We start from the raw sequence: 21,570 nt of genomic DNA, 5'->3' as shown, positions 1-21,570 counted from the left end.
GGGCGCTAACGTACCAGCAACATCTTCTTTGATCGAGTGATCTCGCAGGTGGACAAGCGATAGAAGTACATCCCCGAAGCCACCGCCTGTCCGGATTGATCGATGGCATTCCATATCACCGCATGACGTCCGGCCGACATCGATCCCTCTGCGATAGTAGCTACTTTCTGACCAAGAACATTGAAAATGGACAGATCTACATCCGCCCGATTCGGTAACTCGAACGCAATCGAGGTTGAAGGGTTGAACGGATTGGGATAATTCTGCTCCAAGACGAACCCAGACGGCAGGATAGTTTCATCATCAATGTCGGTAGTAATCAATGGCGAATAGCTGGTGCGAGCTATAGTATGACCGGCCTTGACAGCGGCAATCGTATATTGTAATCCGAGGCTGAGACTTGACAAAAAGACAACCTGCCCGTCGGGTTCAGTCAGGGCGCTTTCAACAAAAGTACCACCGATGCTGAGAACCATCAGACAACTATCCAGGAGCATCGCACCGGAGGTTGCAGTAGCAACCAGCCCGGATTGCGTGGGTTGGATTATCAGGTCAATCGAAGTGGGTATACTCGTGTAGATTCTAAGAGTAGGATCACCGAGGAAGTTCTGACTATAGACGAGGTCGCGATAATAATAATACTTCGCTGTGGACGCATTCATGGCGTCGACAGCCGGTCGGTCAGGATGGGCAAAGAGGGAATCAAAGAAAGCCCTTTGTAAGTAATGGCTTGTCCCCACCCAGCCGGAGCGCGAGTAGCCCACCAATCCGACCGCACCCGCATTAGGCAATGCCAGAAGTTGTGAGCAGAGTGGATAGCCCGACAGATTCAGGGGTGGTTGATCCTTGTCGAAGGTGGCTCCGTTGCAGGCGAGCGAGTAGTAGAAGGATGTTCGATCATTGCGGGTCAAGCTGTCGAAACTGCCGTGTTCTTCGGATGGTTCCCCGCTATAAAAGTACGATTTGGGAAAATTGTTGTAACCGGAGGTCCGTACTTCGAAAGTAGTATGGCAACCATGGGCAATGATATTCACGATACCAAATCCCTCCGATAGATCATCGTGCAACTCACTGGCCGGAACGTTGGTCGGATTCAGATCACTACCGCTGGCCGCTTCCACACCGTGGGTAGTATCAATTATAAACTGGTCGGGATAAGCCTGTGCAATCCGATTATGTTGTCCGCCTTCGCTGTAGTCGCGCATTTGATCGGAGGAGAAGAAGAAAGCTCGTTCCAGATATTCAGATTGACCGTCACCGGGGTTGGTCTCATAGGTGATAAGTTTATCAACGTAGGCCGACATCTCCTGAGCCGTATTGAATGGTAACCGACCAATACGAAGCTCCGGGACGAGGTCCGGCTCGTCGCTGACTGGTTCGCCCCAGACATTGTCGCCGTCGGTATTCCAGTCGCCGGTGAGATCAGCAAAGTACAAATCACATTGCTTCAGGGTGGATAAATCTGGCTCGATGGTTGTAGATCGATGGTACGCATAGCGTATTGGCACCAGACTCTCATCCCCGGTCAGAAGAGCATATTGGCCACCGACAGCATGAAACCCTTTCAGATATTCACGCAGTTTTTCAGCATCATCTCGTCCGGCATAGGTGGCGAGAATATCCTTAATCATTATCGTCGCAGTTGCGAAACCAGTACTGTTCTTATAAGCTGCCAATTGTTCGCATGGCTCCAGAAGAACAGTATCGGTGATGATGACGTAGACGGGAGAGCTATCTGATGAAGTCAGCCAACGATCGATTCTTTTGTTTTCCTCTTCCACGGCAAGATCAGAAGGCGACAAAAGCTGATCCTCCATCAACAGTCGATCTCCTACGCGGATAGATATCGAATCCACGAAATAGCAATCTCCGACTGAGTCGACCGTGACCGGGAAGACCAGGATACGTGCATAGCGACGATCATCTTTCGAAACCGATCCATCGAGCCAGACCGGAGTACTTCCCAATTGAATCCTCGAAGACGGTTGGGTCTTACTGTTGTCCAGTGCTGTTGGCAGATCAGCCCAGGGATCTGTGTTCTGAAGCCGCGCAATCAATCTGGATGGTGTGGTTTGCCAGTGAATGGCTTGTGCCTTTTCATCCGACTGCAACTCTACGAAATATGTACGGCTACTCAAGCAAAGAGAGATGCCCACGGCTGTCAGCTCGTAATCAGCATACTTGATCTCATTTTGGAGCAGATCAACCTCTACTAAGCCGTCATTCAGGTCAAAAGTGACTGATTCTGCGGTGCACGCCACCGTCAATATGACGACCAGGCATATGTAAATCACCTTGAGTAACACAAATATCTCCCTGTTCCAACGTGAACTGACAGGGGTAAGTGCAAAGCAGTAACCCGAACCCGGCACAGGGAAAAGAAAAACCCGAAACCTAGAACTCCTTGAGTAATAGCCATATACGAGACAGTGTTTGTGGGCAACTCGGAGTGCCGGCGCAAACTATGGGTGTTGGCTGTGGTATCGATTCAATACTCTATTGGAGGGCGATTGGCTTCATTTTTCAGGTATCAACAAAAATAACATGGGTTGGGTCTCTTTAGGGGACTTCAGATTAGCTCTGAGGAAAATAATCTACCTTTATTACTTGTTGGGTTGACACCAGTTAGAAGAGTTTGATTTCTCAATCAGAATTAAAAAACCCCTTGACAGCGACCACCAAAAAGTGATTTAATAGGTGTGGGTCAAAATAGGACCTATTAGGCAATAGTGGCGATTTGTGGGAGAAACCTCGATGAGCGGGTTTTACGGCCAATATAACACGACCATGGACAGCAAAGGGAGGTTTGCCTTACCGGCTCGTCTGCGCAGTGTTGTGGATTCTGATGGCCAGTCCTGTCTGAAGGGTAACCTCATTCTCGCTAAGGGTCTTGAGGGATGCTTGAGTCTGTATCCTGAGGACGAGTGGCAGAACATTCAGGATCGACTGTCCTCGCTCAGTTTTACCCAGAAAGATTTTCGGTATTTCAGTCGTCGTTTCTATTCATCAGCGGCGTCTGTCTCACCCGACAAGAACGGCAGAATCCTGATTCCGGCCCTGTTGGCCGGAGAGGCTCACCTAAAGAAGGATTTGATCGTTATTGGTGTGAATCGATCGATTGAGATCTGGCACCCGGAACGATTTGAGTATTACCTCGAGCAGTTCCAGGGCAGTTGGGAAGAGGTTGCGGAACGATTGTTTGCCGCCGACAACGGTCGGCAGGAGTGACCCAATGCACCTGCCGGTGATGGCCGGTGAAGTCGTTAGCCTGCTTGTTACGGACCCACGCGGGGCCTATCTCGATCTTACTGTTGGAACCGGAGCTCACTCCGAGGCGTTAGCCACCCGGCTGGAGCCGACGGCGCGAATCTATGGCCTCGACAAAGACTCAGAGGCAGTCAATCTGGCCCGGCAGAAATTGGCGACCCTGTCACAGACTGTGCGAGTTGAGTGTGCTTCGTATGGCCATGTCGTCCGGATGGTAGAGAATTTCGAAGATCAGACATTTGATGGGATTCTAATGGATCTGGGTCTTTCCTCAGTTCAGCTGGATGATCCGCAACGCGGATTTTCCTTTCGAATGGACGGTCCGCTGGATATGCGGTTTGATCCGCAGCATGGCGGATCGACTGCAGCCGATCTGCTGGCATCATATTCCGAGAAACAACTGACGAAAATTTTCCGTTCCTACGGAGAACAACCCCAGGCTGTTCGTTTGGCTCGGGCTATTGTGAAGGCTCGTTCACAGAAGTCACTTAGTTCCACTTCTTCGTTGGTCGGTCTGATCGAACAGACAATCTCCCCGCCGCACCAGAAAAAAGCGTGTATGCGGGTGTTCCAGGCGCTCCGCATTGCAGTCAATGAGGAGCTTGATCTTCTCCAGAGCACTCTTCCGCAACTTGTAAATATGCTGAATGATGGCGGACGATTGGCGGTTATCGCTTATCATTCACTCGAAGACCGTATCGTTAAATGGTTCTTCCAGCGCGAGTTCAAAGGCTGTGACTGCCCACCTGAACTGCCTGGCTGTGTGTGTGGTCGCACCCCGCGCCTGGTGCCGATCACCCGTCGGCCGGTAAGACCCGGCGAGTCGGAAATCGACGACAACCCGCGAGCGCGGTCGGCCCTGCTACGCGTCGTTGAGAGGGTGACGGTATGAAGACACGCATACGCAGGTTCAGCGAGACAGTCAAAATACGATCATCAGTTTTCAACCGTCTGCGATCCCATAAGTATTTCTCACTTTCGCTGTTGATCACGGTCGTGCTGGCAGCGTCGTGTATTCATATTTGGCAACGAGTTGTTGTGCTTGATCTGGTTGCTGATGTTTCCCATCTCAGGAGTGAGAATGCGTCGCTGATTGACGCCACGCGGAAAGTTCATTCGGACATTACAGCATTGTCGTCATCGGCACGGATAGAGCAGTATGCCTCTGATTCGTTAGGTCTGGAAACGATCTCCGCCGAGCGATTGTACACCCTTGTCGGGGAACGTCGCGATGCTCCTGAACCATCCGACGAAATGGCAACTGTTCTGGCAGCAGTTAAACGGGTAGCGGCTCACATTCCTTCCGTGACCAGATCCAGTGCCTCGGCCGGTGAACTACCACGGACCACCATTGATTCACTAACCGAAAAGGGTGCGGACAAATGAAACGTACCCGGAATGAGCGTGCTCGTCTTTCCTTTATCATGGTGGTGGTGTGTTTCGTGTTTGGCATTGTGGTCCTGAGATTGGCACATTTGCAGATAGTGCTTCATCCTCAGTACAGCAAGATCGTCGAGCGACAATCCAGTGGGACTATTAGTATCCCGGCTCCAAGGGGTATGATCTATGATCGTAAAGGGACAATTGTAGCCAGCAACATCACTCGTTCATCGTTGTATGCCTACGCAACTGACCGACAGGAGATGAAGCGGGTCGGGCGTTACCTTGATTCTCTGTTCGATCTCAAATCGGGTACGGCCCATACCAGATACGCTCTGAAGCCCAGAAAATTCAGATGGATAAAACGGCGAATCAGCGATGAACTAGCTGATCACATTGATACGACCGCTCCCAAGGGGCTATACCTGAGGGCCGAAACGCAGCGTGAGTATCCCCAGGGGTTGATAGGAAAACAGATATTGGGCTTCACCGATATCGACAATCGAGGTCAGGCGTGTCTTGAGTTGGCGGCCGATTCCGTCCTGTCGGGCTGTGAAGGCAAAACGGATATCCGTCGCGACGGACAACGAAATCTGTATCGCGTCAAAGAGAGCGCTATGATCAAGCCGGTGTTGGGAAAATCATTGGTGCTGACTATCGACTGGCGTTTGCAGGAGATTCTTGAGGAGGAGCTACGAAGCGGTGTTGAGAAGTACAACGCGGTTTCCGGCCAAGCCGTTTTCGTCGACTGCAATACTGGTGAAATCTTGGCTATGGCCCACTATGATCCATCCGAAAAGTATCCTCACCGGCCGGTGAAGCTGCGCACAGTCACAGATCAATATGAACCCGGCTCGATTTTCAAAGCTATCACAGCGGCCACATTGCTGGATGCAGGACTGGTCAATTTTGCCGAGACGACTTACTGCGAGATGGGACGCTGGAAAGTTGGTCGTCGCATTCTCCACGACGACAAAGAACTCGAATGGCTGACTTTCAGGGAGATCATGGAGCTATCCAGCAACATCGGCGTAGCTAAATATGCGATCATGCTGGGCGGTGACGGTCTCTATCAGGCGGCACTGGATTTCGGGTTCGGGCAGCGCCTTAACACCGGACTTGGCGGCGAGACACGAGGAAGAGTTCACTGTCCTGATCTCTGGTCCGATTATACTGTGGCCGCTTTGGCGATGGGGCACTCAATAGCTGTCAACAGTCTCCAGATGGCGATGGCCTTCGCTGCTATCGCCAACGGAGGGGAGTTGCTTCAGCCATTGTTACAGAGATGCAGTGTGACGGAAGATGGTGGTTTGAGCGACCAATGTGTGCGAACGGTTACCAGGCGCGTTATGAAAGAGGCTTCCTCCGACAGTCTGCGGGCATTTCTGCGCGGCGTTGTCGAAAGGGGAACAGCCAAAAAGGTAAACTCGCCCGCCGTCGCTATTGCCGGTAAAACCGGCACGGCCGAAATCGTTCGTCCCGATGGTCGGGGGTATTTCAAGAACAAGTTCATGGCCAGTTTTGCAGGCTTCTTCCCGTATGAACAACCGAGAATTGCCGGTATCGTCGTTCTTAAGGAACCCAAGCCGATACACTACGGAGGATATACCTCCGGTGTCATGTTCAAACACATTGCTGAGAACTATATGATTATCAACCCGGACATATTTGCCTCCACCACCCAGACTCTGGCCGCCGGACCGACCTCAGAAGGGCGCACGGTTGAGGTGCCGGACCTCATCGGTCGGCCGCTGGCGACAGCCAGCACCATGGTTGAGTCTAAGAGCCTTGAGTTGCGGCAGAATGTCGATAGCGGTGTCGTGGTGTGGCAGTATCCTCCGGCTGATCGACTGGTGTTTGCCGATGACAAGGTGTTGGTCGCCGTAGAGACGATGTCGGACTCGGCCTGTGTGATGCCGGACCTGCGCGGTCTATCAATTCGTCATGCCTCAGCTTTTCTGGATTTCATTGGTATAAGCAGCAGGATAACAGGACGTGGGCAAGTCTTCAGACAGTCAATCCCGCCCGGGGATGAGGTTTCAAAACATACAGAATGCCGGCTCGAGTGCCGGACAGGTTAGGGAGGAGTTATTACACTCAGGGAGTTGATTCAAGGATTAGAATCAATCGAGGTTCAGGGAGATATTGACCTCGACATTGATCACATAGAATACGATTCGCGCCTTATTAAAGAGAACGGCCTTTTCCTGGCGGTGAAAGGGTTCCAGCAGGATGGATATGATTATGTTCAACAAGCTCTGGACCAGGGTGCGGTGGCTGTCATGGGCGAACGTGAAGAGTGCGACCAGGCGTCTACCCATATTCGGGTGCCGAACATCCGGCAGGCAATGGCCCATGTCGCGGCAGTATTCTACGGTCATCCCGGTTCAAAAATCAAGGCCATCGGTGTCACCGGCACCAATGGCAAGACGACCGTCTGTCACCTTATCAAACGTATTCTCGAAAAGCGCAATAAGACAGCCGGCCTGATCTGCTCGACCGTCTATGATACTGGTAAAGAGACCTTTCCTGCAGAACGAACCACTCCGGAAGCGCTCGACCTGCAACGGTTACTGTTTCTGATGAAAAAGAATTACTGCGTCAATGCTGTCATTGAAGTATCGTCACATGCCCTGTCGCTCCACCGCGTCGATCAAATAAACTTCCGCGTCGCTGTCTATACCAACATATCTCGTGATCACCTCGACTTCCACGGGACCATGGAAGAGTACCTGGAAACGAAGGCGAAACTGATGAAGAAGCTTGAGGGACCCCTCAGCTATGCCGTGATCAATCTGGACGTTCCGGAGTTTCGTAGTTTCTTCGGTGACTTCTCGTCATCATACATCAGCTATTCCCTCGAAAACACCAGTGCTGATGTCCATTGTGCCAACTACGAAATCAACCCGGATGGGACTGTTTTTAATCTCGTGACCCCGATGGGAACCCAGACGGTTTCTTTCCCATTGCCAGGAAGATTCAATCTGATCAATGCGTTGTGTTCTGCCGCTGCGGGATTGGCCTGCGGTGTTGATCTTGACAATGTCATTGCCGGGCTGGAAGATGCTCAACCGGTTCCGGGTCGGTTTGTCCTTGTGAATCATGGCCAGCCTTTTGGCGTGATAGTAGATTTCGCCCATACACCGGATGCCCTCGAACGGCTTTGTCAATCAGTCAGAGAACTGACCGATGAGCGACTGCTAATACTGTTCGGTTGTGGTGGCGACAGGGACAAGGGCAAGCGCCCCCTGATGGGGAGAGCGGCTACCACTGGTGCCGATTTCGCTGTTGTTACTTCTGATAACCCGCGCGGAGAAGACCCGGCAGCCATTATCGAAGACATCAAACCCGGACTGCAAGGGAAGAACTACGAAATCTGTCTCGACCGGAAGAAAGCTATCAAACTTGTTCTTGAACAGGCGCAACCGGGTGATATCGTTTTATTGGCTGGCAAAGGTTGCGAAAACTATCAGGAGATCAAGGGCACACGCACTCCTTTTGATGATTCGGCTGAGGCGCGAGCCATCCTGAGCAGTATGGGTTACCAGCCCGAGGAGATACTTGAAAGTTCATGATCGAATTACGATTTGACAGACTGGCTGCCGTCACCGGCGGAACACTCTATAACACCGAAGGAGCGTCCGATACATTCTCCGGTGTTACCATCGACAGTCGGGCAGACTGTGGTGGAAAGCTATTCGTGGCCCTGCGCGGTCCCCGGTATGACGGACATGACTATATCACTGCGGCTGTTGATCGCGGTGCCAGCGGAATAGTGGCGGAGTTAAACTATTCCGGCTTGCAGAGAATACCCGGCTGTGTTCCGGTTGTGGCCGTCGGTAACAGCCACGAAGCAATGCTTTCGCTGGCGTCTAATTATCGCGCTACCAGTCGGGCGCGGTTCGTTGCTATCACCGGCTCCAACGGCAAGACCACTTCCAAGGAATTGACCTACCTTCTGCTGCAGGTTGTCGAGTCAAACGTCTATCGTTCGCCCGGTAATCTCAATAATTTGTTTGGCGTGCCCCTAGCGCTTTTCGGCGTACCCTCCGATGCGGTCGTCGCAGTGTTGGAACTTGGCATCTCAACCAAATCCGAAATGCCCCGTCTCGCGGAAATCGTCCGACCGCAGTTGATTGCCATTACCAATGTAGGCCCGTCACATCTTGAGTCCCTGGCATCTGTTGAAGACGTGGCTCGGGCCAAACTCCAACTTGTGAACAAGGCCGACCACGATGTGCCTGTGATTGTCAATGCCGATGATCCGATTTTGGTTCATGAAACGCGTCGACTCAGAAAGAACTTCATTACCTTTGGTTTCGATACCCAGGCCGATTTTCATCCGGACAACGTAGAGACACTGGAATCGGGAGCCACGCTTGTCACCATTGAGAACAACCGTTTCCATCTGCAACTGCCGGGTCGGCACCAGGTTTCCAACCTTCTGGTCGCGTACGCCATTTGCCGGACGCTTGGCTACAGTTTTTATGAGATCGACACCGAGAATATCACTCTAAGTACTGCCCCCATGCGTGGCCAACGGATGACGCTGAGGGAAATAGACTTCGTCGTCGATTGCTACAATGCCAACCCGCCCTCAATGCAAGCTGGTCTGGAGGCGTTCTTCGCTTCGAAAAGTTCCGGACGGCGAGTGCTTATCTTGGGAGATATGCTCGAACTTGGACCTGAAGCGGTTAAGTATCATCGCGAAGTAGGGGAGATGTTGGCCGGGTATGAATTTGATCTGGCTGTTCTGGTTGGTCCTCTGAGTGTGTCTATTGCCGATGCCGCCAGAGGTGCTGGTATCGAGAGTAACAAGATACAGCATTTTGACTCTGCTACGGAATGTGCCGAAGTTATTAAAGAAAACCTGCAATCCAACGATCTGGTGTACCTCAAAGCATCGCGGGGAGTTGGTCTTGAAGTGGTGCTCGATCAATTTCGTGATGAGGAGGTAAGCTGATGTTGTATTACCTCCTCTACCCTCTGGCCGACCAGATATCCGGGCTCAATTTGTTCAGGTACATTACCTTCCGCACTGCCGGGGCCACCGTTACAGCTATCTTTATCTGCCTGGTTCTTGGTCCTTTCTTCATCAACATGTTGAAGAAAAGGCAGGTGCGCGAGAAGATTCGAGCCGAAGGCCCGAAGTCTCACCTTGCCAAAGAAGGCACGCCCACCATGGGTGGTCTGATCATCCTGGCCGGCATTATCATTCCGACTTTGCTCTGGGCCGACATGTCGAACTTCTTTGTACTGATGGCTCTTCTGGTAACGTTCTGGCTGGGTCTGATTGGGTACATCGATGACTACCTGAAAGCTATCAAAGGTCAGCCCAAAGGCATGGTGGCCCGCAAGAAACTGATCGGACAGGTAACACTGGGGGTAGTGTTTGGCTTGCTCCTGACTTGGGCCGCGCCATCTCAACTATTTGATGGCACTACTGGAATACCGTTTTTCAAGAACTACCTGCTTGTTCTCGGACCGTTGTACATTCCGTTTATCGTGATCGTTTTGACCGGCTCCTCTAACGCGGTCAATCTTACCGACGGCGCTGACGGGTTGGCCATTGGGCTATGCGGATTGAGTTTCCTGACTTTTGGCGGCATCGCCTATGTTACCGGACGTCTGGACTATTCGAGCTATCTGCAAATCCAGTACCTGCCCGGAACGGGGGAGCTGGCCATATTTTGTGGAGCGGCTATCGGATCAGCCCTGGGCTTTCTCTGGTTCAACAGCCATCCGGCAGAGGTCTTCATGGGTGACACCGGCTCTCTGGCGTTGGGTGGTGCGTTGGGAGCGATTGCGATTATGCTCAAGAAGGAATTACTCCTGGTGATCGTCGGCGGTGTGTTTGTAATCGAAGTGCTGTCAGTGATCATTCAGGTTATGTCATACAAGTATCGCGGTGGAAAACGAGTATTCAAAATGGCGCCCATCCACCATCACTTCGAGCTGCTCGGTTGGCCGGAGTCGAAAGTCGTGGTGCGTTTCTGGATAGTAGGGGCACTCTTTGCCCTGGTGACGTTGGCAACTTTGAAGGTACGATGACCGTTGAAGAACGCATAAAAGGCCGCAAGATCGGCATTATCGGCATGGCCCGTTCAGGTGTGGCGGCAGCGCTACTGGCCCAGAAGTTGGGTGGCCGACCGTTTGTCTCTGACATTGGTGGTGCTTCCAATTTGGCTGATCAGTTGCAGCAACTAAAGACGGCAGGAATCCCGTTCGAAACCGATGGCCACACCGATCATCTACTCGATTGCGACTATATAATCATCTCGCCGGGAATCCCGCTGACCAGCGAGATTGTCGGGCGCATTCAGAAAAAAGGCTTACCGATATTCTCCGAAATCGAATTCGCTTTCTGGGTGTGTCAAGGGAAGATCGTAGCCGTGACCGGCTCCAACGGCAAGACCACCACCACCACTCTGATCGGTGAGATATTCAAGGAAGCAGGGTTGAAGACCTATGTCTGCGGTAACATCGGACTGCCCTTTGCTGAAGTTGTCGCCGACATTCCGCCTGATGGTGTGGCCGTGGTCGAGGTCTCTAACTTCCAACTTGAGACCATTGCCGATTTCAAGCCGCAGATTGCGATGATCCTGAACCTCACCGAGGATCACCTCGACCGTCACGGCGGGTTTGAGGAATACAAAAAGGCCAAGTATCGCATCACCGAGAACCAGACAGCCGATGACCACCTTATTCTTAATCGGGACGATGCCAATACCAAACCGGATGTTATTACGACCTCGGCCAACAAGCTGTTATTCTCGACCAGTGACTCCGCAGCGACGGCGACTTTTGTTCGTAATGGCACCCTCTACCTGCGACGCGATGGCAGTGAGGAAGATGTGATTGCCTGCAACGATATTCTTATTCCCGGTCCGCACAATCTGCAGAATGCAGCCGCTGCCGCACTGGCCACATCGTTGTTGGGTGTGAATGTGAACAGCATGAAACAGACCCTATCTACTTTCACGGGGGTGGAGCATAGACTCGAGCGAGTTGACAATATCGCCGGTATTACTTTTGTCAACGATTCCAAAGCTACCAACGTGGATTCAGTTCGCTTTGCTTTACAGTCTATCCCGTCGCCATTGTACCTGATCGCTGGTGGGCGCGACAAAGGGGCGTCCTATGAACCACTCGTGAAACATGGGCGTGGCAAAATTAAGGGCATCATTGCCATTGGTGAAGCCAGCGAGAAGATCATGCAGGAGTTGGGGCGCGAATTCCCAGTACAGTTCGCCGGCTCTATTCAGGAAGCCGTACACCGCTGTTTTGACATGGCTTACCCCGGAGAGACAGTGCTGCTGTCGCCGGCCTGTGCCAGTTTTGATATGTTTGAGAATTTTGAACAACGCGGCCTGGCTTTCAAAGAGGCCGTCAGAGAACTGAGAGATGGTAAGAAAAACCACCAGAGCCCAAAAGTCTGAAGGGCACATTGATGAACGCCTGCTGATAGCCTACCTGCTGATGTTGGTGGCTGGCTTGATCGCAGTCTATTCGACTTCGTCAATGATTGCTGAAAGTCGTTTTGGGTCGCACCTGTTTTTCCTTCAGCACCAGTTTGTCTGGGCTTTGCTTTCGTTGTGTACGATGTGGGTACTCGTTCGCCTCGATCTGGTGCGTTTTGCTGCCTGGTCGGTCCCGGCCTTTTTCATTATGCTCGGATTATTGGCTCTCGTCTTTCTCGCCGAGCCTCGAAATGGTTCGCATCGCTGGCTGTTCCTGGGCCCACTCACGATTCAGCCGTCGGAGTTCTTCAAGTTTGTAATGATCTACTTCCTGGCCTTCTCACTTTCCAACCGCGATCGCAACATGGGCGACTGGCGAGGGCTACTTCTAAGATACGGCCCCTTGATGGGTGTGGCGCTGTTGCTGATTCTGCTGGAGCCTGACCTTGGTACTACCATAGTGATATTTGGTACTGCCGTGGGCGTGTTCTTTCTGGCCGGGGCGAAAATTAAACATCTCCTGATGGCAGCGACGCCTATGGTGGGTGCGGCAGCCATTCTGGTTTTCGTGGTTGGATACAAGAAAGCGCGCGTTATGGACTACATCGCCTCGTTAGCCGATCCACTCCAGGGCAGCTACCAGGGTACGCAAGCTGCTCTTACTTTGGGTGCCGGAGGACTGTTCGGTTCTGGTCTGGGTGAGGGCAGTCAGAAGCTCTTTTTCCTGCCCTATCCGCACACGGATTTCATATTCGCGGCTGTTGGACAGGAAGTTGGTTTCTTGCGGTTGGTACTTCTTCTGGTGTTGATGATGTACATGCTGCTACGCGGATTCAAGATCGCTCTGGGGCAGCCGGATCGTTTCGGCTACCTGTTGGCTGCCGGTATGGCGCTGTCCCTGTTTGTCAACATCGCGGTTAATCTTGGTGTTGTGACCAGTCTATTGCCTGTCACCGGACTACCGTTGCCCTTTGTATCTTATGGCGGATCGTCGCTGTTGATTTCCAGCGTGGCCATCGGAGTGTTGCTCAACCTGTCGCGGAGGGTAAGATCATGAGCCTTACTCGTCCGGTCAGGATCATATTCGCCGGTGGTGGTACCGGTGGACACCTTTTTCCCGCGCTGGCCATCGCCGGACGCATCCGCGAACTGATGGCTAACAGCGCCGGAACCGAGATCGTCTTCGTCGGCACACGCCGGGGAATCGAGTATCGAATGCGCGACAAACTGGGTTTTCCTCTGCATCTTATCAATGTTCGCGGATTAGTGCGATCATTCACGTTGAAAAATCTGCTGGTGCCGTTTGTATTGATCGGTGCGCTGCTGAAGGCGCGATCACTCCTGGCTCATATGGTTCCCGATGTTGTGGTGGGTACAGGGGGCTATGTATCCTGGCCGGTTCTGAAGGTCGCGGCTTGGAAAGGCATCCCCACCGTTTTGCAGGAACAGAATTCATTCCCCGGTGTTACTACCCGCCAACTGGCCGGTCGTGCTCACCGCATCTATCTGGGTTTCGCCGGAGCAAAGGAATATCTGTCCACCAATGCACAACTTCTCGTGACCAGCAATCCGGTGCGGCGTGATCTGCTTGATGGGGATCGTAATAGCGCCTGTGCCGAGTACGGACTCGATCCATCGAAGAAAACAATTCTTATCCTGGGTGGAAGTCAAGGGGCGAGGTCAATCAATCAAGCGGTATTGAAGAGTCTGAAAGATAGCACGATGCCCGATGGGTACCAATTGTTGTGGCAAACGGGGAGGAGGGATTACAAGGATGTCGCCGCCAAGGTGGGCAGCAAGGTACACGGCTGCACCCTTTTCCCCTTTGCTCATGACATGCGCAATGTCTATGCGGCCGCCGATCTGGCGGTGGCTCGAGCCGGAGCGCTTACTCTGGCCGAGTTGGCTGCGTGTCGGCTACCATCGGTTCTTATTCCGTATCCATTTGCTGCCGGAGATCATCAACGAAAAAATGCCCGTGATGCTGTTCGTCGGGGATTGGCGGATATGATTGATGAGAACGAACTGGACGGCGCCGATCTGCTGGAGCGGGCGGTATCGCTGATGGGTTCGAAACGGTTTGGGGAGATGCGGGAGCGACTCGTCGAGGAGAGTGAGAGAACACGTTCGGCGGTGGATGTCATCGCCTATGACATTATGGACCTGATTGCGCAGACACGAAAGGATGTAATTGGAAGCCACAACTCAGTTAGTTAGCCCGCAGAAAGCGGAAGAGTTCAGGTGTAACAAAGTGATGTTTGGTAAGATTCGTAAATTGTTCTTCGTTGGGATCGGCGGAGCCGGTATGTCCGGGATTGCCGAGATACTCCATAATCTCGGGTTTGAGATTCGAGGTTCCGACTCTGTGCCCAGCGATATAACAACATATCTCGGCTCGCTCGGTATCGACGTCCATAACTCCCACCGTCCGGATAACCTGGGTGATACCGACGTGGTTGTGATTTCATCAGCAGTCGGCGAGGATAACCCGGAAGTGATCGAAGCTCGACGGCTCGGTATTCCGGTCATCAAGCGGGCTGAGATGTTGGGCGAATTGATGCGTCTCAAATTCTCAATCGGCGTGGCCGGGACGCATGGCAAGACGACTACCACATCAATGATAGGCAAGATTCTCCAATCGAGTCGCTTGCAACCAACCATTATTGTCGGTGGCGTTGTGGCTGAATTGGGTACTGGTGCGGCTCTCGGCAGTGGTGAATATCTGGTTGCTGAGGCAGACGAATATGACCGGTCATTCTTGTCGATGTTCCCAACGGTCGCAGTCGTGACCAATCTTGAAGCTGATCATCTTGATTGCTATGACGGCATAGACGACCTCGTAAACTCCTTTCTGACATATATGAACCGCGTACCGTTCTATGGTTCAGTCATTATTTCTGCTGACGATAAACGGCTGGCTCGACTTCGAGACCAGATAACCCGTCCTTATGTGACGTTCGGTTTTGGCGTTGACGCCGACTATCGTGGCCTTAATGTCGAGTTGCAACCAGGACGGGTGAGTTTTTCCGTGTACTTTCACGGGGAACTGCTGGGCGAGATTATCATGAGCATTCCGGGACGGCATAACGTGGCTAATGCTCTGGCGGCGGTGGCCGTATCCCGCGAGTTGGATATTCCCTTTGAGACTATCGCCGACGGATTGCGAACCTTCACAGGAGTCAGTCGCCGCTTTGAGATTATAGACGAGATCAATGATATCCTGGTAATTGATGACTACGCTCATCACCCGACAGAAATAGCGGCCACGCTCAATGCTGCCCGGGAGGTGTACGACCGCCGACTGATCGTTGTCTACCAGCCGCATCTGTTCAGTCGTACGCGTCAGTTCGCCGACGAACTGGCCGAAACGCTGGCGCTGGCTGACATTTGTCTACTGGCCGACATTTATCCGGCGCGCGAGAAACCGATTGAGGGAGTCACGTCGCAGCTAATTGCAGACAAGGCTCTGACCAGGGGGATCGGTACTTTTGAATGTATAGGTCCCAGGGAGAATGGTGCCCAGGCCGTAGCCGGAGTAGCCCGACCAGGGGACATTGTGATAATCATGGGTGCCGGATCGATCACACTCATCAAAGACGAGATAGTGAAACGACTCAAGAGTTTATGATGATTTTGTCGAAGAGAACAATCGCATCTTGTGTTGCCGTGCTCGTAGCCGGGCTAACGATGATTTTAATAGTGAATTTCACCGATGCCTGCCGTTTGCAGGGAGCAACGCTTGACGGGATGGCTGTAGAAGAATGGGCTAGCCGGTTTGCCCTTGATGGGGAGAAGCCTATAATCCGTCAACCGATAGATAGTCTGGCGAAGGCTCTGCTGGACAATGATGGCGTCTTCAAGGTTGACATAGCCTACCGCCTGCCGCATGAGCTGGACATTCGTACCAACGCCTTCGAACCGGTCTGTTTTGTTGTTGGACAGTCATCCGGCAAGTTGTTTGGATTAAATATCGAGGGGCGCCTGATCCGCCTGAGTGGATATGAACCAGATTGGGAACGTCCGGTTCTCACCGGCGTTGAAACGGGGAGTCTCTATTCGACGTGTACTGATGCGCGGGTGAGTGTGGTTATTGACGAACTTGAAACGCTTCGCCGGGAGCGGATCGACGTTTACCGTCTGATTGACGAAATTGATTTTTCGGATTCCGGTTTCCTGCGCCTGGTTGTCTCTGGACTATCCTTTCATTTGAAGGTGCGAGCGCGGGTCATGGTCGATGATATGCAGCGTTTTGTTGAATTCATAATGTCCTACGATGCAGACCTTAACGATGCGAAATGCTTCGATCTGCGCTACGACAATATGATCATTTGTTCCCGGGGAGATCGGTAGGATGGCTATCGAAAATATCACAGCCGCCGTAGATTTGGGCACATCCGACATTGTTGTGTTGGTTGCGGAGATGGATGCTGATGGAAAAGTCTATGTGATCGGCCACGGAAGCCATCCCTCTGAAGGTGTCCGCCGTGGAGTGGTGGTTGATATGGACAAGACCGTGGCTTCGATTAAAAAGGCCGTTGCAGATGCCGCGCTTGTGTCCGGGACCGAGATCGACAGGGTGACTGTCGGTATTGCCGGGGAGCACATTCGTTCCATTAACAGCCACGGCGTGGTTGCGGTCAGCCGCACTGACAATGAGATTACGCAGGCCGATGTTGATAAGGCTTTGGAGGCGGCGCGGTCCGTTGCTATTCCTGTTGATCGTGAGATTATCCATGTCATTCCCCAGGAGTTCTCAGTTGATGATCAACGGGGAATCAAAGACCCCATAGGGATGTCGGGCGTTCGCCTTGAGGTGGAGGCGCATCTCGTCACCGCGTCTATCGCCACCGCTCGTAACATCTATCGCGCCTTCGAGCGGTGTCATCTTGATGTCGATAATATCGTGCTGGAGTCGTTGGCGTTGGAAGAGACCTTGCTCACCGATGAGCAGATAGACTATGGCGTGGTGATCGTTGATATCGGCGCCGAATTGACCGGCATTTCAGTATTCTTTGACGGGGCTATCCGGCATACAGCGGTGATTCCCCTGGGGAGTAAGAACATCACTAATGATGTTGCCATTGGGTTGCGAGCTACAATTGAGCAGGCTGAGAAGCTTAAGATCAATTATGGAGCGGCGCTGGCTTCGCTGGTCAATCCGGAAGAAATGGTTATGGTAGAATCGGCTGGAGGACGTGGACCCCGCGAAATATCCCGGCATGTGCTGGCATCCATTGTCGAGCCGCGAGTCGAAGAGATTCTGTCGCTGGCCGTGCGCGAAATCAAACGAGCCAATGCGGGGGAGATGTTGACTGGAGGACTGGTCCTTTCCGGTGGCGGGGCGTTGCTGGCCGGGACTGTTGAGCTGGCGGAGCAAATGATGGATATGCCGGCCCAGCGGGGGGAGGTCAAATACTACGAACATATTCCCGACAGCCTGAACACGATTAGCCATGCCACTGCCCTTGGGTTGGCTTTGTATGGTTTCAATAACGAACCAATGAAGGGTGGAGGATCGGGAAGAATGCGACGCTTGCTTCGGAAGTTCGAGCAATGGATAACAAAGAAATTTTGATTTGAGATAAGATGTCCAAGGAGGGACCAAGATGACTGATCAAAAGCACTCTTTCAGCTTTTCCGATGACTACATCGGCTACGCCAACATCAAGGTTGTTGGAGTTGGGGGAGGTGGCGGTAACGCCATCAACCGAATGATTGATGCCAGCCTTAAAGGCGTCGAGTTCATTGTCGTCAATACCGATGCACAGGTGCTGGACCAGAACCGGGCTGACAAGAAAGTCCAGATTGGCAGCAGTCTGACAGGCGGACTGGGGGCTGGTGCCAATCCTGAGGTTGGCAAGGCGGCTCTTACGGAGAGCCGTGAGCAGGTCATCGAAGTGCTCGGCAATCCCAATTTAGTATTTATCACCGCTGGCATGGGTGGCGGAACCGGTACCGGTGCCGCCCCGGTGATGGCGGAATACGCACGGAAGGCTGGTGCGCTAACTGTTGCCATCGTGACGACGCCGTTCCGTTTCGAGGGAGCCCAGCGTATCAAGCGGGCCGAGCAAGGGCTCGAAGAGCTTCGTGTCCATGTGGATACTCTCATCACCATTCCCAATGAGCGGTTACTCAAGATCGTCGACAAGAAGACTACGCTTACTCAGGCCTTTGCCACAGCCGATGAAATTCTGCACCAGGCAACCAAGGGCATCTCCGACCTGATAACCATCCCCGGGTTGATTAACTGTGACTTTGCCGATGTCCGCACCGTTATGCTGGAGCGCGGCGATGCGCTCATGGGCACCGGTTATGGCCAGGGCGAAGAGAAAGCAATTGATGCTGCCCAGGAGGCAATCTCGTCACCGCTATTGGGCGATGTTTCCATCAGTGGGGCCAGGGGTGTGCTCATTAATGTCACCGGTGGCGAGGACATGACGCTCTTTGATGTTAACACAGCTACTTCGCTGGTTTATGAAGCTGCCGGCAACGATGCAAACATTATCTTCGGAGCGGTTATCGATCCTGAAATGGATGACCAGATGCGAGTGACTGTAATCGCTACCGGATTTGGAAAAACCGGAGCAAAGGCTGGTATCGAAGAAACGAAAAAGGAAGAGACTCCCCGGCCCGTTAATAACAAACCGATGTCGCTTTTCCCTGAACGCGAGGTGTGGCAGGAACAAAAGACTACGGTCGATCAACCTCCCGTCGAGGCCGAGCCGGAAGTGGCTCTCGTCGGAGCCGAGGAAACAGTACCGGGCAACGGTAATGGCAACCACGGTAACGGACCCAGCCGAGTTCCATTGTTCACCGAAACCGACCGGACTATTCCAGCCTACATCCGTAGATTGGGGGATTCCTGATAGCCAATTGGAAGTTGATGAATAGATACAAATACCCATAAAGCAGACGAAATCTGCTGTTTGGTTCCTCCACAGTGTCGCCGGGTAAACTACCCTACCGGCGGCATTTTTTATGTTCTGGATCTATTTGGTGAACTGTCCGCCAAGTGCAACAGGGTGTGGGGATCATACCATAGAATTGACAAGTAGTAGTCGTGGGCTCAATTTATCACGCAGCGTAATGCATTATCAATGCCGGAGTTATGTTTCTTGCTCGATTGGCACCAACGATGCTCTACTCATGCCTGACCTAAATAGCCCCTGGCTGGGGCGGGAGAGTTCTATGGCTTTTAGTATCAATACAAACCTGGGCGCGATGAGTCTCTTTCAAGGTATTAGCAAGAGTCGCTCAAAGATGTTTCAGTCACTGGAACGCCTGTCTTCGGGTATAAGGATCAATCGAGCTTCAGACGGACCGGCAGATTTGGTTATTTCGGAACAGTTACGTTCGCAGATTGCTGGTCTCAATCAGGAGATAGAGAACGTCTCAGCCAATATCAATCGTTACCAGTACGCGTCATCGAGTGTCGGGCAACTTCGATCCAAATTGACCGAGTTGCGCACCCTGGCGATCGGGGCAGCCAATGAAGGCGGCAACAGCGATGCAGCACAGGCGGCCTACGAGGCCGCTGCGGTAGCGACAACGGCCGGTTACAATCACGCTATCAATACAGCCGAGTACAATGGCAAAAACATATTAGACGGATCTGAAGGTTCATTGGCGGCTGTAAGCACACTTGATGACATTGATCTGTCAACAGCCGAAGCTGCTGAAGATTCGATTGCAATGATAGATGCGGCCATTGCCGAAGTTGACCAGGTCCAGGTCAGTCTCGGTGCTATCCAGGCCAACGATCTCGAATCCCGGCGAGCCTCGCTTGAAGTAACGAAGTCAAACCTGATCTCAGCCGAAAGCAATTTGCGTGATGCTGACTATGCCGCTGAGTATACCAATTTCATAGCGGAGTCATTCAAACTCAAAGCGAGTGTTATGCTTCTGGCCCATTCTAATATCGGCGCCAGTTCGGTTCTGAAGCTGTTCGGACAATAGTCTCCACCTCAACCTCCTTGTACAATGGCATGGATTGCCGAGCTCCTTGTGAATGCCGTCGGGTCTCCCTACCCGGCGGTTTTTCTTTTACCTTCAGAGTTCCAGGCTTCTGTCAACAAAACGATTGCAAAGAACCCGAACTTGACGTATACGAAAGACAGAATAAATTAGTTATTCAAGGAGACGCTGTGGATCGACAAGAAATCGCACAGGCCAACCGCCTGGCCTGGAACGAAGCTACGGTCAAGCATCGGGAAGCTCGCAAAGACGAACTGAAAAAGGCTTTTGGCAAATCGGGGTTCTCTACTCTTGATGAACACATAATCACCAAATTGCGCGAGCTGAATCTGGAGGGCAAAGCTGTCGCTCAAACTTCGTGCAACAACGGTCGCGAGGTCATCTCAATGGTGAATCTCGGGGCGAAATCGGGCGTGGGATTCGACATTTCCGATAATGCCATCGAAGAGGCGAAGGAACTTGGTGAGATTGCGAGAGTAGATTGTTCATTTGTTCGCACAGATGTTTATGACATAGGAGAGGTATACAACGGTTCTTTCGATCTGGTCTACATTTCCATCGGGGCGTTGGTCTGGTTGCCTGATCTGGATCTGTTTTTCATGGCCGTAGCACGAATACTCAAACCGGGTGGCAAATTGTTGATCTACGAAACTCATCCGTTCCTCTATTGTTTTCCTGCCGAAGATGAACCTGAGTTTGATCTGAACAATCCGCTTCAGGTCGCCTATTCCTATTTTCGTACCGACCCGTGGGTCACCAATGACGGTATCGACTATGTCGGTGGCACAAGGTATGATGCCAAAACTTCTTACTGTTACACCCAAAAGGTGTCGGATATCATCAATCCGATCATCCGCAGTGGAATCGCTATCAAGGAACTTCTTGAATACGAACACGACATCGACGGGACGTTCGGACCGATTGAGAAAGAAAAGAAAGTACCATTGTGCTACATGCTCATAGGGGAGAAATCATGACGATTGATCTACGACCGGTCGACGCCGACAACTGGCTTGATGTTATCGCTCTGAGTGTTCATCCCGAGCAGGAGGAACTGGTGCCATCGACGGCGTGGTCGCTGGCCGAGGCGTATATCAAACCGGAAGCTCCCCGTCGGGGGTATTACCCCCTTGCTGCATATGATGGAGACCAACTAGTTGGTTTCTTATCTATCACCTGTTCGGCGTCCAGTGATCGTGACTACTGGATCAACGGTCTTGTGATCGACAAATCGTGTCAGGGCAAAGGGTATGGCCGGGCGACTATGATCGCCGCGATGACTTATATCAAGACAACCTTTCCGCAATGCATCCAGATCGGCGTAACGATTGTCCCCGGCAACGATCCAGCTTCTGGTCTTTATGCAAGCCTGGGTTTCGTCGATACGGGCATTGTCTATGACGGCGAAATCGAATGGATATGCAAGGTGAAGGACTGAGCCTGTCCAACCGTCTTGTAGGGCGGAACCCCTTGGTGGTTCCGCCACTTC

Annotated in this window: 18 protein-coding genes; 17 read left to right on the top strand and 1 reads right to left on the bottom strand. The window is 52.3% G+C overall.

What is annotated here, in order from left to right:
- Positions 1–5 precede the first annotated feature (5 nt).
- Positions 6–2,306: a T9SS type A sorting domain-containing protein gene (locus KOO62_02885; protein MBU8932932.1), complete on the bottom strand. Its 2,301-nt coding sequence runs from the start codon at positions 2,304–2,306 to the stop codon at positions 6–8.
- 448 nt (positions 2,307–2,754) lie between these two features.
- On the opposite strand from KOO62_02885, the gene mraZ reads away from it, so the two are divergent.
- The 17 genes from mraZ (at position 2,755) to KOO62_02800 (ending at position 21,519) form a co-directional block, all read left to right on the top strand.
- Positions 2,755–3,228 (top strand): division/cell wall cluster transcriptional repressor MraZ, encoded by a 474-nt coding sequence (gene mraZ, locus KOO62_02880; protein MBU8932931.1) that lies wholly within the window; start codon positions 2,755–2,757, stop codon positions 3,226–3,228.
- Between the two features lie 4 nt (positions 3,229–3,232).
- Positions 3,233–4,159 carry a 16S rRNA (cytosine(1402)-N(4))-methyltransferase RsmH gene (rsmH, locus tag KOO62_02875; protein MBU8932930.1) on the top strand — a complete coding sequence of 309 codons (927 nt, stop codon included), beginning with the start codon at positions 3,233–3,235 and terminating at the stop codon, positions 4,157–4,159.
- The gene (locus tag KOO62_02870) at positions 4,156–4,653 is read left to right on the top strand and encodes a cell division protein FtsL (GenBank protein ID MBU8932929.1); all 498 of its coding nucleotides are present in this window, start codon (positions 4,156–4,158) and stop codon (positions 4,651–4,653) included. The genes rsmH and KOO62_02870 overlap by 4 nt, the downstream gene beginning before the upstream one ends.
- Complete coding sequence (locus tag KOO62_02865) at positions 4,650–6,728, top strand: PASTA domain-containing protein (protein MBU8932928.1); 2,079 nt, start codon at positions 4,650–4,652, stop codon at positions 6,726–6,728. Before KOO62_02870 ends, KOO62_02865 begins: the two co-directional genes overlap by 4 nt.
- A 24-nt stretch (positions 6,729–6,752) precedes the next feature.
- Positions 6,753–8,222 (top strand): UDP-N-acetylmuramoyl-L-alanyl-D-glutamate--2,6-diaminopimelate ligase, encoded by a 1,470-nt coding sequence (locus tag KOO62_02860; GenBank protein ID MBU8932927.1) that lies wholly within the window; start codon positions 6,753–6,755, stop codon positions 8,220–8,222.
- The gene (locus KOO62_02855) at positions 8,219–9,610 is read left to right on the top strand and encodes a UDP-N-acetylmuramoyl-tripeptide--D-alanyl-D-alanine ligase (GenBank protein ID MBU8932926.1); all 1,392 of its coding nucleotides are present in this window, start codon (positions 8,219–8,221) and stop codon (positions 9,608–9,610) included. Before KOO62_02860 ends, KOO62_02855 begins: the two co-directional genes overlap by 4 nt.
- The gene (gene mraY, locus KOO62_02850; GenBank protein MBU8932925.1) at positions 9,610–10,698 is read left to right on the top strand and encodes a phospho-N-acetylmuramoyl-pentapeptide-transferase; all 1,089 of its coding nucleotides are present in this window, start codon (positions 9,610–9,612) and stop codon (positions 10,696–10,698) included. The genes KOO62_02855 and mraY overlap by 1 nt, the downstream gene beginning before the upstream one ends.
- The gene (murD, locus tag KOO62_02845) at positions 10,695–12,086 is read left to right on the top strand and encodes a UDP-N-acetylmuramoyl-L-alanine--D-glutamate ligase (GenBank protein ID MBU8932924.1); all 1,392 of its coding nucleotides are present in this window, start codon (positions 10,695–10,697) and stop codon (positions 12,084–12,086) included. The genes mraY and murD overlap by 4 nt, the downstream gene beginning before the upstream one ends.
- On the top strand, positions 12,052–13,164 hold the full coding sequence (locus tag KOO62_02840) for a putative lipid II flippase FtsW (protein MBU8932923.1): 1,113 nt from the start codon (positions 12,052–12,054) through the stop codon (positions 13,162–13,164). Before murD ends, KOO62_02840 begins: the two co-directional genes overlap by 35 nt.
- Positions 13,161–14,324, top strand: a complete 1,164-nt coding sequence (gene murG / locus KOO62_02835; GenBank protein ID MBU8932922.1) for an undecaprenyldiphospho-muramoylpentapeptide beta-N-acetylglucosaminyltransferase — start codon at positions 13,161–13,163, stop codon at positions 14,322–14,324. Before KOO62_02840 ends, murG begins: the two co-directional genes overlap by 4 nt.
- Before the next feature lie 37 nt (positions 14,325–14,361).
- Positions 14,362–15,735 (top strand): UDP-N-acetylmuramate--L-alanine ligase, encoded by a 1,374-nt coding sequence (murC, locus tag KOO62_02830; GenBank protein ID MBU8932921.1) that lies wholly within the window; start codon positions 14,362–14,364, stop codon positions 15,733–15,735.
- Positions 15,736–15,794: 59 nt separating this feature from the next.
- The gene (locus KOO62_02825; protein ID MBU8932920.1) at positions 15,795–16,457 is read left to right on the top strand and encodes a hypothetical protein; all 663 of its coding nucleotides are present in this window, start codon (positions 15,795–15,797) and stop codon (positions 16,455–16,457) included.
- A 1-nt stretch (position 16,458) separates the two neighbouring features.
- Positions 16,459–17,682, top strand: a complete 1,224-nt coding sequence (gene ftsA / locus KOO62_02820; protein ID MBU8932919.1) for a cell division protein FtsA — start codon at positions 16,459–16,461, stop codon at positions 17,680–17,682.
- 31 nt (positions 17,683–17,713) lie between these two features.
- Positions 17,714–18,973, top strand: coding sequence for a cell division protein FtsZ (ftsZ, locus tag KOO62_02815; GenBank protein MBU8932918.1), 1,260 nt, complete (start codon positions 17,714–17,716; stop codon positions 18,971–18,973).
- A 322-nt stretch (positions 18,974–19,295) separates the two neighbouring features.
- Positions 19,296–20,063 carry a flagellin gene (locus KOO62_02810; protein MBU8932917.1) on the top strand — a complete coding sequence of 256 codons (768 nt, stop codon included), beginning with the start codon at positions 19,296–19,298 and terminating at the stop codon, positions 20,061–20,063.
- 188 nt (positions 20,064–20,251) lie between these two features.
- The gene (locus tag KOO62_02805) at positions 20,252–21,058 is read left to right on the top strand and encodes a class I SAM-dependent methyltransferase (GenBank protein MBU8932916.1); all 807 of its coding nucleotides are present in this window, start codon (positions 20,252–20,254) and stop codon (positions 21,056–21,058) included.
- Entirely contained in the window at positions 21,055–21,519 is a 465-nt protein-coding gene (locus tag KOO62_02800; protein MBU8932915.1) for a GNAT family N-acetyltransferase, read from the top strand. The genes KOO62_02805 and KOO62_02800 overlap by 4 nt, the downstream gene beginning before the upstream one ends.
- The last annotated feature ends 51 nt before the right edge of the window (positions 21,520–21,570 follow it).

This window comes from Candidatus Zixiibacteriota bacterium, from assembly GCA_019038695.1.
GTDB lineage: Bacteria > Zixibacteria > MSB-5A5 > GN15 > FEB-12 > B120-G9.
Note: the sequence above shows the minus strand (reverse complement) of the source record. Positions and strands in the feature narration are given on the sequence as shown.